At 33.2% G+C, this 12,911-nt stretch carries 17 protein-coding genes; all 17 read left to right on the top strand.

What is annotated here, in order from left to right:
* Window positions 1–130: 130 nt before the first annotated feature.
* The 17 genes from RBH29_RS16190 (at window position 131) to RBH29_RS16110 (ending at window position 12,662) form a co-directional block, all read left to right on the top strand.
* Window positions 131–901 (top strand): class I SAM-dependent methyltransferase, encoded by a 771-nt coding sequence (locus RBH29_RS16190; protein ID WP_306698035.1) that lies wholly within the window; start codon window positions 131–133, stop codon window positions 899–901.
* A gap of 421 nt (window positions 902–1,322) precedes the next feature.
* Complete coding sequence (locus RBH29_RS16185; protein ID WP_306698034.1) at window positions 1,323–2,600, top strand: hypothetical protein; 1,278 nt, start codon at window positions 1,323–1,325, stop codon at window positions 2,598–2,600.
* 395 nt (window positions 2,601–2,995) lie between these two features.
* Window positions 2,996–3,499, top strand: coding sequence for an AAA family ATPase (locus RBH29_RS16180; protein WP_306698033.1), 504 nt, complete (start codon window positions 2,996–2,998; stop codon window positions 3,497–3,499).
* Between the two features lie 418 nt (window positions 3,500–3,917).
* Complete coding sequence (locus tag RBH29_RS16175) at window positions 3,918–4,091, top strand: DUF2281 domain-containing protein (RefSeq protein ID WP_306696223.1); 174 nt, start codon at window positions 3,918–3,920, stop codon at window positions 4,089–4,091.
* Window positions 4,091–4,477 carry a type II toxin-antitoxin system death-on-curing family toxin gene (locus tag RBH29_RS16170; RefSeq protein ID WP_306698032.1) on the top strand — a complete coding sequence of 129 codons (387 nt, stop codon included), beginning with the start codon at window positions 4,091–4,093 and terminating at the stop codon, window positions 4,475–4,477. The genes RBH29_RS16175 and RBH29_RS16170 overlap by 1 nt, the downstream gene beginning before the upstream one ends.
* A 296-nt stretch (window positions 4,478–4,773) precedes the next feature.
* Window positions 4,774–5,283 carry a YcxB family protein gene (locus RBH29_RS16165; RefSeq protein WP_306698031.1) on the top strand — a complete coding sequence of 170 codons (510 nt, stop codon included), beginning with the start codon at window positions 4,774–4,776 and terminating at the stop codon, window positions 5,281–5,283.
* Window positions 5,284–5,586: 303 nt separating this feature from the next.
* A complete protein-coding gene (locus RBH29_RS16160) occupies window positions 5,587–6,816 on the top strand; it encodes a GIY-YIG nuclease family protein (RefSeq protein WP_306698030.1) in 1,230 nt (409 codons plus the stop codon).
* Between the two features lie 521 nt (window positions 6,817–7,337).
* Window positions 7,338–7,664, top strand: coding sequence for a PH domain-containing protein (locus tag RBH29_RS16155; protein ID WP_306698029.1), 327 nt, complete (start codon window positions 7,338–7,340; stop codon window positions 7,662–7,664).
* Between the two features lie 261 nt (window positions 7,665–7,925).
* A complete protein-coding gene (locus RBH29_RS16150; RefSeq protein ID WP_306698028.1) occupies window positions 7,926–8,174 on the top strand; it encodes a hypothetical protein in 249 nt (82 codons plus the stop codon).
* Window positions 8,171–8,545 carry a retropepsin-like aspartic protease gene (locus RBH29_RS16145; protein WP_306698027.1) on the top strand — a complete coding sequence of 125 codons (375 nt, stop codon included), beginning with the start codon at window positions 8,171–8,173 and terminating at the stop codon, window positions 8,543–8,545. The genes RBH29_RS16150 and RBH29_RS16145 overlap by 4 nt, the downstream gene beginning before the upstream one ends.
* 315 nt (window positions 8,546–8,860) lie before the next feature.
* Window positions 8,861–9,106 carry a hypothetical protein gene (locus RBH29_RS16140; protein ID WP_306698026.1) on the top strand — a complete coding sequence of 82 codons (246 nt, stop codon included), beginning with the start codon at window positions 8,861–8,863 and terminating at the stop codon, window positions 9,104–9,106.
* Window positions 9,107–9,505 carry a retropepsin-like aspartic protease gene (locus RBH29_RS16135; protein WP_306698025.1) on the top strand — a complete coding sequence of 133 codons (399 nt, stop codon included), beginning with the start codon at window positions 9,107–9,109 and terminating at the stop codon, window positions 9,503–9,505. It abuts the gene before it with no gap.
* Window positions 9,506–9,824: 319 nt separating this feature from the next.
* Complete coding sequence (locus RBH29_RS16130) at window positions 9,825–10,220, top strand: GNAT family N-acetyltransferase (RefSeq protein ID WP_306698024.1); 396 nt, start codon at window positions 9,825–9,827, stop codon at window positions 10,218–10,220.
* Window positions 10,221–10,575: 355 nt separating this feature from the next.
* A complete protein-coding gene (locus tag RBH29_RS16125) occupies window positions 10,576–10,902 on the top strand; it encodes a hypothetical protein (RefSeq protein ID WP_306698023.1) in 327 nt (108 codons plus the stop codon).
* 410 nt (window positions 10,903–11,312) lie between these two features.
* On the top strand, window positions 11,313–11,561 hold the full coding sequence (locus RBH29_RS16120; RefSeq protein WP_306698022.1) for a type II toxin-antitoxin system prevent-host-death family antitoxin: 249 nt from the start codon (window positions 11,313–11,315) through the stop codon (window positions 11,559–11,561).
* A gap of 3 nt (window positions 11,562–11,564) precedes the next feature.
* Entirely contained in the window at window positions 11,565–11,894 is a 330-nt protein-coding gene (locus tag RBH29_RS16115; RefSeq protein WP_306698021.1) for a type II toxin-antitoxin system RelE/ParE family toxin, read from the top strand.
* Window positions 11,895–12,128: 234 nt separating this feature from the next.
* Entirely contained in the window at window positions 12,129–12,662 is a 534-nt protein-coding gene (locus tag RBH29_RS16110) for a GNAT family N-acetyltransferase (RefSeq protein ID WP_306698020.1), read from the top strand.
* Window positions 12,663–12,911 lie beyond the last annotated feature (249 nt).

Below are 12,911 nucleotides of genomic sequence, written 5' to 3'. Positions count from 1 at the left end.
TTGAAAGCCCATGCTTAGGCGCGCAGTTCTAGCACGGTTTTCACTAGGTAAGTCTTTGGAGCTTGATACAACGCATTTGTTGGATAGTGATAACTTGAGATTATTTATATAATAGAAAGGTGTACATTTTATGGAAAGTGATGAAATACTAAATACCAATAAAACATATTGGAACTCAAATGCAGATTTATGGTTTGGGACTACTGCACTACCATCATATGGAGTGAAATTTGTGACAGAAGATGATCTACATTTATTTGGCGATGTTTCTGGCAAAAAATTATTAGAAATTTGTTGTGGCAGTGGTCACTCCTTAAAATACCACGCTGATAGAAATGCCTCTGAATTGTGGGGCGTGGATATTTCTCACAAGCAAATAGAAAATGCAGATACTTATTTGAAAGAGCATGGTTATACAGCGAAATTTATATGTTCACCTATGGAAGCAGAAAAGGATATCCCAACAAATTATTTTGATTTCGTTTATTCAATATACGGAATTGGTTGGACAACAGACCTGCAAGGTACATTCAAAAAGATAGCATCTTGTCTAAAAAAAGATGGCATATTTATATTTAGTTGGCATCATACATTAAATTACTGTGTGGCTTGGTCATGTAGCCAACGCAAAGATATTATAGAAAATAACACCTTAATGTTTAATAAAAGCTATTTTGATGAATCATACTTTAGTATGCCGGTTGATGGAAGTGAAGTAATATTATGCAATCGAAAAATATCAACATATATTAACGCTTTAGTACAAGCAGGATTTTTGGTTGAACAAATGGTTGAACAGACTGATAAAGAAACGATGGAAGCAGTTGGAGATGTTAGCGACAAAACAAAAAAAGCCAAGATGCTTCCGATTTCTTTTTGCATTAAGGCAAGAAAAATGTAATGTGAGATTTATACATTATAAGCATGATAAGAAGTTAAGTTGGTTCAATATTTTTATATTGTAGGAGAAGGATTTTGTGGAAATTTTAGGGCGGGTGGCGTCCTGGCGAGCTCTGGCTTCGCGGGGCATGAGCCATCAACTAACAATGCATGGAAGTGAAGGTACGGTTGAAGGTCGTGGAGAAAGTTCTATGGAGAAGGAGAAGGAGCATGAAGCATGCCGCACCAAATTCCATCGCCAGTGCAAGCACGCTCACCGGTCTTTCTAATAGGGTCTGGCTCTGGAACTTCTTCCATGCTCGACGATATATGACATGCGACGAATGGCGCCCATCCATGGGCGCAAATTTGCTAGGGTTATTTTTAAGATGGGAATAAGGATATATTAAAAATTTATATGTTTCAATCAGGAGGGAAAATATATGGTTAAAATTACCATTAATGCTAATACAATATATAAAGCAGAAGAATTATTTGAGAAATATTACAAACAATTTGGTAATATTATAAGTGCAGAAATGGAAAATAGTTTGTCTATGGGAAAATTTAAGTTGACATTAATTAATGAAGAAGGAGAAAAAATTATTATAAATAAAAGTTTAACATCTGGAGACTACGGTAAAGCTTCTGATGCAACAATAAGAGTTTTGAAAAAAGCTGGATTTACTAAAATTGAAGAAGCAGTTCATAGTAAAAAATCATTTAAATTCATAAAAGATGTAGATAATGTGGAAATGCATAGTGAGGGTTCATTATGTGAAAAATACACTGGATTAACTGCTATAATACCTGAAATTAAAGCTGAGTTAGATGTATATAAAATAGGGGATGATAACATGGAACAGTATTATGAAAATAAAAGTATACACAGTAATATTGATGAAGCTATTAATCGTGCTAGAGAAAATGCAAAAAAAAGAAACGAAAGTAATACTGATTTTTATTACCACTATATGAGAAAAGATACTTTAGAAAAAATATTAGAAAGTAAATCTTTAAGATTGACAAGACTAGACAAAGTAAGAAATAATCAAACAGAATTTGATCGTGCTATGAATGAAAATGATGCAAAAAAATGGTTTGTTGGTTGTTTTACAAACACATGTGAAGAAAGTATATATTTCTGGGATGAGTATACTTCGAAAAAAGGAATACGACTAGGGTTTAAAAAAATATTATTTAACCAAAGAGGTGTATACTACTACCCAGAATCAGAAAATAAAAATAAGGTATTGATTCCTGAATTTGAAAAAAGGATAGAAGATGGCAAGCCTAAATGGCATCAAACAAAACATGGTTTAGATATGTTAGATATTATATATTCTGATGGAGATTATTTTTATACAAATCCAAATTTGACATCTATATCTGAAGATGAAAATAATCACTTTGGTGGGATAAAAGAATCTGTAACAGTACAACTATGTAATATATTTCATATTGGTCATGTGAAAAATAAACAGAAATGGTCTAAAGAATCTGAAACAAGGATAAGACTATTTATAGAACATATTGGAACTCCTGATTTTGAATACATATACATACCCTTTGAAAATGAATCTTTTTCAGAGATTGAAATATTATTTAATCCTTGGATGAAGGTTGAAGAAAAAAACGAAATAATAAAAATGGCTAAAGAAATTTTACCAAAATCTAAGCTTTACGTTAAGGATAGTAAGTTGAAAACAGATTTAGAATAATTGAAAAACATCTTGATTTGATGATTTGAGAACTAGTATAATTGTATTATATTAACTTTAAAATTATTGGTTATAAGTATAATTACTTAAGGGATGACATCCTTGTCATCGCTGATTTACGGGTCGTCGCACGGCACATATCAATATATCTGAGTAAAGGGCATTCTCACGGGTCATACTGCCCGCAGATTTTCGTCTAAGATAGGAGCTATCTAAGACGGAAATCCACCTCAGATACAACACGTTCTACGACATGGGAGGAAGAGGGCGCATCCATGCGCCTATTGTGAAAGCAAGGCTTTGAAGATTTAGTCAGTTCATATAAGTTAAAAACTACAAACTAACGATTAGTGATATAACCTTATCAATAAATAGGAATTTGGAGGAGTGACTTTATGAGTAAAGTAATTCTTATATGTGGGAAAATATGTAGTGGAAAAAGTTACTACGCCAATAAAATAAAAGAAAAAGAGAATGCTGTAATTTTATCTACAGATGAAGTAACATATGATTTAACTGATAATGAACAAGGTGAAAGCTATGAAAAATTTGCGAATCGCGTAAATGCGTACTTGATGAAAAAAGCAGTTGAATTAACAAAAATTGGATGTAATGTTATTTTTGATTGGGGATTTTGGACTAAAAGCAATAGACAAGAAACGACAGATTATTATAAATCCAAAAACATTAATATCGAATGGCATTACATAGATATTGATGATGAAACATGGTATAAAAATATAGAGTATAGAAATAAAAAAGTATTAAATGGTGAAGGGGGTTCAGATTTTTATGTAGATGAAGGTTTATTAAATAAAGTTTTATCTACATTTGAAACACCCAATAGAAATGAAATGGATATTTGGTATCGACCAGACAGGGAAATAAATGAACAGTAGCAAGTGAAAAATTTCAATTTGTTGTTGAGTAAGTTCGCATTCTTTATATTAGTTGAAGTAGGAGGATAACGATACTTTGTTTGAGGCCGCATCATCCGTGATGCTCTTGCTTTGCGGATCCTCCCACGACGTAGAACAATCCATCTAGCGCAAGGGGCACGGAGGGAAATTTCATGGAGAAGGGCTTTGAGGGATTATCATGAAGAATGCGTGCCCACAGCTCTTCGCGGATGCAGTCGCATGCTAACGCGGGACATCCCTCTGGAGACCGCTCAGAGCCGTCGCAGATGGTGAGCGTTAGTTGCTAATATCGGCATGTAAAAGAAGGGCTTTGAAGGTCAGTTTTTTTAGTGACTAGTTAACAAATATAGGGTATAATATTATTAAAGACATAATACTAATTTGGAGATGATAGAAAATGAGTTTAGCAGAGAAACTTATTAAGGATTTTGAACAATTATCAGAAAATAAGAAGAAAGAAGTCATTGATTTCGTTGAGTTTCTGAAAATAAAGGAAAGAAAAGAAAAAATGGAATTAATGGATTCTGTTATTGAAGAGAATGAGGAAGCATTAAAGGAGCTAGCAAAATAATGAAGTTTATTGATTTGGAGGAATTAGAGTTTTTTCATAATCAAATTATTGAAAGAACTGGTGGAATTAAAGGGATAAGAGATAAGGATTTGCTTGAAAGTTCTATAAATAAGCCTTTTCAAACTTTTGGTGGGGAAGATTTATATAAAGAAATAATTGATAAAATATCCGCTATTACTTATAGTCTTATTAATAATCATGGTTTTATTGATGGGAATAAAAGAATTGGTGTGTCAGTAATGTTATTATTACTCCGATTGAATGATGTTGAAATTAAATATACGCAACAAGACTTGATAGAATTTGGGTTGATTGTTGCCAAAGGAAAATACAATGAAGAAAGTATAAAAGAATGGATTGAAAAGAAAAGGGTAAAAAAGGCATAGGTCTTTTTTCTATCTGAATGCCGATACTACATCTAACAATGCATGGAAGTAAAGGTACGGGTTAGAAGAGCACGAAGAAAGTTCTCTGGAGAAGTAGCATTGAGTATGCCGCACCAAATTCCATCGCCTGTGCAAGCACGCTCACGGGTCTAACTTACGGGTCAGGCTCTGGAACTTCTTCCATGCGAGACGTTCTCTGTAATCATGGCATGCCGCTCACGCGGCGGTTTGTTTAGGTCAAAATGATATAGAAAGTAAAAATGTGAGATACGAGGTTATTGGAAAGGATAAGAAATATGGAGAAAGTTGTTGAGGTTGAAATAAGATATAGCGATAAAGATATAAAACAAGCCCTTTCATATTTAATACTTCAACTAAATATGTTCTGGATATGTCTTATATCATGCCCAATTATAGTAGTTGGTATATTCTTATATGGATTGATATATGGTTTTAGTAACAATACAAACGGACTAATAATTTCATTCTTAGTCTTATCAGTAATAATTTATATTGTTTACTATTATTTGCCAATAAGTAGATATTTAGATTTTTATAGAAAGAGGAATGGTGGTACTTACATATTTTCTTCAAAGCAAATTGAGAGCATTGGAAAAGAAGTACAAAGCATTTTTAATTGGAGTGTATTTAAGAAAGCATATGATATTCCAACAGCTTTTTTGCTAGCTGACGAAAATGAATTTTTGTATATTTTCCCAAAGAATCTCTTTGAAAATTCAAAAGATATTTTAACAATGCAACAACTTATTAGTGAAAATATTGAGAATTATAAATGGATTAGATAAGAATAAAAATGATACTTTTCTAACGAAAAGTTTTGAATTGATGCCATGACAACAGAGAACAACGTATCTGAATAAAGGGCATGCTTATGGGGCATCCTGCCCACAGCTTTCAGCCTAAGATAGGAGCTATCTAAGGCTGAAAAGCCGTCTCAGATACAAAACGTTCTCCGAAACCACACGCTAAGACCGCGGCGTCCTGCCGCGGATTTTGAGTAGGTGAATAGGGGTATATATTGATTCACATTTGTTATGTTAACGGGACTTATGTAATAACTAAATAGAAAATACTAGGGGGTATTTTAAATGGAGAATAAGGGATATGTATATGTGTTAATTAACCCTACAATGCCAGGCATTTCTAAAGTAGGAAAAACAACTAGAGATCCGCAGAATAGAGTAGAAGAGTTATCAGTAGCAACAGGTGTAGCAACACCATTTGTATTAGTGTATAAGGAATTATTTGCAGATTGTTCTTTTGCAGAGACATATATTCATCAAATATTAGAAGATAGAGGTTATAGAGTTTCTGAAAATAGAGAATTTTTTACTGCCCCATTGGATGAAGTAATTAAAACTATTCAAAAAGCCAAACACTCATTAAATATTGATATAAAAGATAAATCACAAAATACTAATGATTTTGAAGAAGCTTACGCATACAATATTTTTCAACAAGCAAAGGCGCATTACTATGGAGAAGATAATTGTTTGCAAGACTGTAATGAAGCCATGAATTTATTTAAAAAGGCCATTAGGGTGGGTGATATTAATTCATATCTTTATTTAGGAGTAATGTATAGTTCTGGAGAAGGCTGTAGTGAAGATATGGTAACCGCTTTAAAATACTTCAAAGAAGGTTCTATAAAGGGAAACAATTATTGTAATGCTGAAATGGGAATGACTTTTATGGCTGCATATTACAATAATGTACATATAGAGAATGGAAAGAAATGTTGGTGCTTATATTTTAATAATTTAGATATTAATAAAATATCATTTAAAGATATAAGATACTTTGTGAACTATATAGAGTTACTTCAGTCAGGAGCTTCAATGCCAAAGAACTCAGAAATTTTATCATTTAACAAATATAGAATATTGGAGTCAATTAATGAAAGCAGGTCTTGCTATATAGAAGACAGTTGTGCTAAATATAGAGAGTATCACATAGAGAGATATAACAACTATCAGAAATACATTGAAGAGAATTTAATAGAACCTAAAGAAACTAATTATAATGAATACCGCAATAGATTAAATATGGAGATTAAAGATGTCCAAGAATTGGATGGATTCCCCAACAGTACGTTTTTTATTGTAGATGTATATAGAGGAAGTTTTAATAAGGGTCAAAAAGTTAAAGTTTTAAGCGATAATAAAAATGAATCAATAGTTATAGGCTATATATATACTGATCTTGGGCTTGTATCAGATTGTTCTTATGGTGAAAAGAATGTAGGGATTCTTATTAATGGTCCAATAGAACAAAACAAAATTATAAGAATAGGCAATTTTATAGTAGACGAGGATTAAACTGGAAAAAGCGAGGATTACAATTTATATGTTACATCATAAAATTTATATAATGTGCAGTAGCAGGTTGAGTGCTATGTTTAAGGGGGCGACGTCCTATCGCCCGCTGAGTCACGGGGCGTATGGCATCGGAGAACAATACATTTGCATAAAGGTGCTGGAAGCACGTATAAAGGGAAAGGTCAGAGCACCACACCTTCTCACTGGGAGCGAAGCTCCGCTATGGGGTATTTCTTTGGGGTTCAGTTCGAAGGCGTCGCAAATGCTGGCACGTTAGCCAAAATCCTTTTATAGCTAGTGCTAATTTCAAGTTATTAATATATTGGAAAAGTCCAAACTATAATATTTTTATATTAAGGTAATGACAAGAAGAAGGAAGTGTTAGTATTAAAAGTTTCTTTTATCACAAACCTATAACCGTATTTGGATTAACTGCGTATGGCTCTGCCGGCATATTATTATCAGTCTTTTTTATAGCTCAGAAAATTATTTCTGTGCTTAGTATATTTTTATATATTTTTATGATTATTAGTGGTTGTTATTTATTAATAGAAGCATGGGGGAAGAGAGTTAGAATTGATACCAAAGGAGTGCAATACAAGGGTTTTTATAAAAAGTATAGAATTGAATGGAAAGATATCAAAAATATCAGTATTCGTGGTTTTGTCTGTAGAACACGAGTTGATGCAATATGTTTCTTTACAGAGCAATCACTTTATTCAGATATTAGCCCCAAGAATATAGGGAATGATTTTGTTATGATGTTAAATGTAAACAAAAGGGCTATTCAGCAGATTTCATCTTATTGGGATGGAGAGATTGGGGGATTAGAATATTTTAATTATTGATTACAATTTACATATAACATTATTGAAAAAGATTTTTGGTTGTGGAAGTCTAAAGTGCAGTGCTAATGGACTTTGGCTAACAATATAGTTCCGAACATGCCGCAGCCTAAGGGCAGTCGCCCTAAGCCCACGCCACGTCGGAACTACGAGCCGATATATGAAATTCTTTTTTTCTTTTATTCTAAGTTTAGTCAGGGTTAGCGATTGTAATTTATTGTGGTATAATAAAAGTATACACTATTCTTGAGGACGGTGAGTTATATGAAGTGGAGTGAAGTTAGAAATATATATCCAAATCAATTTGTTAAATTTGAAGTATTGGAATCTCATGTAGAAGAAAATAAAGAGTTTATTGATGAGATTGCTGTTATTGGTCCTGTTGCAGATGAAGAAGCAACAAAGGAACTTTTAAATGCGAAAGATAATATACTTGTTTATCACACATCAAAAGATAATATTGTTTTAAAAATAAGGTCAAGAATTGGGTTGAGGAGAGCATATAAAGAATGAATATCGAATATAGGGAAGGATTACTTTTTACCGATATTGAGATTTTATACAAAGGTAAAACTAAAATAATAAATAATATAGTTGTAGATACTGGAGCATCGCGAACTCTTATTTCTCAAGATATTGTAGATGATATTGGAATAAAGGTAAGTCGTGATGATGAAGTAGTCACGTCTTATGGTATTGGTGGAAAAGAGCACGCTTTTGTAAAAATCATTGATAAAATAAAATTAGGTGAGTTTTCTTTAGATAATTGTTCATTGGATTTTACAAGTTTTCAGTATGATGATATAAATGGACTACTAGGATTAGATTTGTTATTAGAGGCTGGATTTATAATTGATTTAAGTAAATTAAGAATGTACCTGTAAAGAGATTTTGCAGGTACATTTTATATAAAGGAAAGATAAAAAGAACTTCATATATCAATGTGTCTACATAAAGGTGCAGTAAGTAAATTCATGTAGTATTTCTCTTTAGGTTGAACATGTAGAAGGTCAGCACCACATGTCCTCAGCAAGATAGGAGCTATCTAAGCTTCGGACACGTTGTAGACACTCAACGATATATGCAATTTTCGCCATGTTTTAAGTTGAAACTTTGAAGATATATTTTCAAGGTACTTATGTTTTTAAAACATAAGTTTGATATAATATATATAAAGAGATTATATTGGTGGTGATTAAATGAAATGGGAAGACTTAAGGGAAAAATATTCCAATAAATGGTTGAAGCTTAAGATACTTCAAAGCCATGTTGAGGGAAACAAAGAAATTATTGATGATATGGAAGTTATAAAAATTATCAACTCCGACTTAGAAGCTGGAAGAGAATTGGTTAAGTGCTCTGAGAATGAAGTTGTATATAATACTTCAAATGATAAAATTTTTATTGAAATTAGAAATATTTTTGGTTATAGGATGGTTAGATAAATGAATGTTTATGTATATGATATGTTGATTTGTACAGATATAATTATAAGTTTTGGTGGGGAATCAAAGGTATTGAAAAATGTTGCTATTGATACTGGTGCGGCACAGTCAATATTTAATTCCAAATTTGTTGAAGATATTGGTATTGTCCCAAGCATTTCTGATAAGGTGTTGAAAACAAGAGGTGTTGGAGGGGAAATGAAATTTTTTTGTAGGACAGTTGATAAAATTGAGATTGGAAATATTCTATTAAATAATATTGAAGTAGATTTTGGAAATATTGATCCACATGGAGAAATATCAGGTTTGTTAGGAATGGATATATTAAAAAGGATTAGAGCAGTTATAGATGTAGAAATTCCAGTAATAAATTTGAAAACAAAAGAGTCTTTTATGTAAGACGTTGGAGAATGACGAAAACAGCATATATCAACGTATCCGAGTAAAGGGCATTCTTACGGGTCATCCGGCCCATAGCTTTCAGCCTAAGATAGGAGCTATCTAAGGCTGAAAAGCCATCACGGATACAAAACGTTGGATGAAAGATACCGCAAAAACCACCTCGCGTCCTGCTCGGGTTTTTTAGGGCGTGGCTTTGGAGTATTTCAATAAGTTCTTATGTATGAGGGAGAATCAAATTGGAAGTTAAATTTTGTAAAGCAACATTAGAAGATGCTGAAAAACTGTTAGAGATACAAAAAATGCTTTTCAAGAATCTTTGGAGTTATATAAAGACTATGATACAAATCCTGTATTTGAAAAAATGGAAAAGATATCATTGAAAATTCAAAAACATTATTACTATAAAATCTTAGTTGATGATAAAATATTAGGTGGTATACATGCTTACAAAAAGTCTGATTCTATTTATTGTTTAAACAGGATATATGTCCGCCCTGACTATGAGAACTTGGGAATTGGCAAAATGGCAATGGAATTTATCGAAAAGGAAATAACTGATGCTGATATATGGACATTAGAAACTCCGCATAAAAGTTATAAGAACCATCATTTTTATGAAAAATTAGGTTATAAAAGAACTGGTAATATTGAGGATTTTAGTGAGAACCTAAAATTAATACATTATAAAAAAACAGTTGCTAAAGCTATTTAGCTGGTTGATGTATAGTGAGTGCTTATTTTGATTTTAATTTAAGGGCTTAGCGTCCTGCTTCGCTCTGAATCACGGGGCGGTATCCATCATCCAACAATGCACTAATGCGAGGGCACAGCAGGAAGAGAAGGCTTTGGGGTCATCCCAGATGTCATCCTGCCATATTCCTTCACCGAGTGAGAAGCACCGACTTCGAAGAAATGCTCTGAGGTCCGGTTCAGGAACATCATTAGTGCGGAGACGTTGTGGGCCATGCAGTGTATGCCCGCCATCCGTGGCGGGATTTGCTAGGGTTAGGCTTGGAAAATCTAGTATTTCGTATTGATTTGATAAGGCGAATTAAATGGAGGATATTATGGTAGGAAAGTATAAAGTAATAACTTTGTGCGGGAGTACGCGGTTTAAAGATGAGTTCTTGAAAGTACAAAAAGAATTAACTCTGGGAGGGCATATAGTTATTTCAGTAGGATTTTTTGAACATGCTGATAGTGAGTTTAAAGATGTCATCACTCCTGAAATTAAAGTAATGTTTGATGATATGCATAAAAGAAAAATTGATATGTCTGATGGAATTTATGTAATTAACAAAAATGGATATATAGGCGAAAGTACAAAAGGTGAAATAGAATATGCTATAAAGACTGCAAAAAGGGTCGATTATTTAGAGTGGCATAATGCTTAGTCTGTTTCACAATGTTTATATATTGCAAATGCTCCAGATGTAGCATTTAAGGGGCTCCCATCCGTGGTCGCCTCTGAAACTAGGGTCACTGCACGGCGCACAACAATGCATTTGTATGAAGGGCACAGCAGGAAGTAAGGCTAGGAGGGTCATTCCAGAGGTCATCCTGCCCACATGACCAAAAACTAAGTCGAAGTGTCACTAAGTTTTGGTCACGTTACAAATGCTGGACGTTAGCAGAAATCGGCCGCAATTGCGCCATCATTGGTGCAGTTTGTTTTTGTGTATGACTATGTAGAATACTTTAAATCAAAAGATTTTGAGTATTTGCTGTAATATTTGATGCTTTATTTTAAGTAATATTTGTGGTAGAATTAAGTATAGAAAGAATATGTTTAGGAGTTGATTTTATGCCTAATATAAGACCAGTATCTGATTTAAGAAATTACAATGAAGTCTTAAAGGAGATTGCAGTTGATGAGCCTGTGTTCTTAACCAAAAATGGCAGAGGTTGTTATGCAATTATTGATATGGCTGAGTACGAAAAGATTAAAGCGACTATAAAACTGTTATCTTATCTTTCAGATGCTGAAAAAGCAGTAAAAAGCGATAATGATTGGCTTAGTGCTGATGATGTCAGGAAAAGCTTGGGGGAATGATTTTTGCATACTTTAAGAATAAACCCCTTAGCATTACAGGATTTGAAGGATATTAAAGAGTACATTTCCAATGAACTTGATAACCCTAAAGCAGCAAATAGAATGATTGATAAGATAATAAACAAATACGAATCATTAGTTAATCATCCGTTTATAGGAAGTAATTTAAGCACAAAAATAGGTATAAATACAGATTTTCGTTTTTTAGTTTGTGAAAAATACATTCTCTTTTATAAGGCTGATGCAAAATACGTTTATGTATATCGAATTTTATACGGTTCAAGAGACTATATTAGAGTTTTGTTTGGTGACATTGATAAACAGGGTATTTGAGGGGCGCACGTCCTGTACGCCTTCAAGTCAAGGGGCGTCCGACTCCAGCTAACAATGCGTCTAAGTAAAGGGCAAAGCAGGAAGAAAAACTTACGTATGTCATCCCAGATGTCATCCTGCCCAAAGCATCGAGACTAAGATAAGAGCTATCTAAGTCTCGATGCCTCCTTAGACGCTCAACGTTATATAAAATACCTCATTTTTAGGGAAATATCTTCGAAGAAGGGGTTTACTATGATAGGCGAAATAATAACTGATAGGTTAATTCTGAGAAACTATCAAGAATCAGATATTGAAAGCATTTTAAGATTAAGATCATGCCCAGATGTCTGGGTTTATTCTACAAATCAAGTAGATTACAGTAAAGAAGGATCTTTGAATTACTGGAAAGAAGTATCTTTAAAATATTCAGAAGGAAAATGTGCTTTTCAAGCACTGTTTTTAAAAGAAAATCTTGAATTTATTGGTGAAGCAGGTGTTGTATCATTTAATGAAGAGCACAACCGAGCGATTATCGGGTATAATATTTTACAAAAATTCTGGAATATGGGATATTCCACAGAAATTACAAAGAGTCTTTTGTATAGATTATTTAACGATTTTCAAGTTGAAAGAATTGAGGCACTAACAATGGAATCTAATAATGCTTCAAGAAGGGTTCTTGAGAAATCAGGATTTCAACTCGAAGGGATTTTAAAAAATTATGCAAAAGTTGAATCAGAATATCGAAATATATGCTATTATGGAATTATAAGGCCTAAATTATAGTCTTTTAGAGGCGGCCGTCCGTAGCCGCCTCTGAATCACGGGGCAAACCACTTCGTACAACAACAGATTGCCATAAAGGTACAGAAGTAAGAGCAAGGAGTATTTCAGCACCACATGCCCTCAGCAAGATAGGAGTTATCTAAGCTTCGGGCACGTTGGCAATCCACAACGTTGAACGAAATCACATAAGAAGTGTTTACTTAAATAAGCTTTTTAGTTCTTTGTGGGAAAATTTAACTTTAGAAAAAC

Source organism: Herbivorax alkaliphila, from assembly GCF_030848475.1.
Lineage (GTDB): Bacteria > Bacillota > Clostridia > Acetivibrionales > Acetivibrionaceae > Herbivorax.
The sequence above is the reverse complement of the archived record's forward strand: the minus strand, read 5'-3'. Positions and strand labels throughout refer to the sequence as shown.

Bases quoted from the DNA above. Each gene is read 5' to 3' on its own strand.
- RBH29_RS16190 (WP_306698035.1), top strand. From the start codon at position 131: ATGGAAAGTGATGAAATACTAAATACCAATAAAACATATTGGAACTCA.
- RBH29_RS16185 (WP_306698034.1), top strand. From the start codon at position 1,323: ATGGTTAAAATTACCATTAATGCTAATACAATATATAAAGCAGAAGAA.
- RBH29_RS16180 (WP_306698033.1), top strand. From the start codon at position 2,996: ATGAGTAAAGTAATTCTTATATGTGGGAAAATATGTAGTGGAAAAAGT.
- RBH29_RS16175 (WP_306696223.1), top strand. From the start codon at position 3,918: ATGAGTTTAGCAGAGAAACTTATTAAGGATTTTGAACAATTATCAGAA.
- RBH29_RS16170 (WP_306698032.1), top strand. From the start codon at position 4,091: ATGAAGTTTATTGATTTGGAGGAATTAGAGTTTTTTCATAATCAAATT.
- RBH29_RS16165 (WP_306698031.1), top strand. From the start codon at position 4,774: ATGGAGAAAGTTGTTGAGGTTGAAATAAGATATAGCGATAAAGATATA.
- RBH29_RS16160 (WP_306698030.1), top strand. From the start codon at position 5,587: ATGGAGAATAAGGGATATGTATATGTGTTAATTAACCCTACAATGCCA.
- RBH29_RS16155 (WP_306698029.1), top strand. From the start codon at position 7,338: ATGATTATTAGTGGTTGTTATTTATTAATAGAAGCATGGGGGAAGAGA.
- RBH29_RS16150 (WP_306698028.1), top strand. From the start codon at position 7,926: ATGAAGTGGAGTGAAGTTAGAAATATATATCCAAATCAATTTGTTAAA.
- RBH29_RS16145 (WP_306698027.1), top strand. From the start codon at position 8,171: ATGAATATCGAATATAGGGAAGGATTACTTTTTACCGATATTGAGATT.
- RBH29_RS16140 (WP_306698026.1), top strand. From the start codon at position 8,861: ATGAAATGGGAAGACTTAAGGGAAAAATATTCCAATAAATGGTTGAAG.
- RBH29_RS16135 (WP_306698025.1), top strand. From the start codon at position 9,107: ATGAATGTTTATGTATATGATATGTTGATTTGTACAGATATAATTATA.
- RBH29_RS16125 (WP_306698023.1), top strand. From the start codon at position 10,576: ATGGTAGGAAAGTATAAAGTAATAACTTTGTGCGGGAGTACGCGGTTT.
- RBH29_RS16120 (WP_306698022.1), top strand. From the start codon at position 11,313: ATGCCTAATATAAGACCAGTATCTGATTTAAGAAATTACAATGAAGTC.
- RBH29_RS16110 (WP_306698020.1), top strand. From the start codon at position 12,129: ATGATAGGCGAAATAATAACTGATAGGTTAATTCTGAGAAACTATCAA.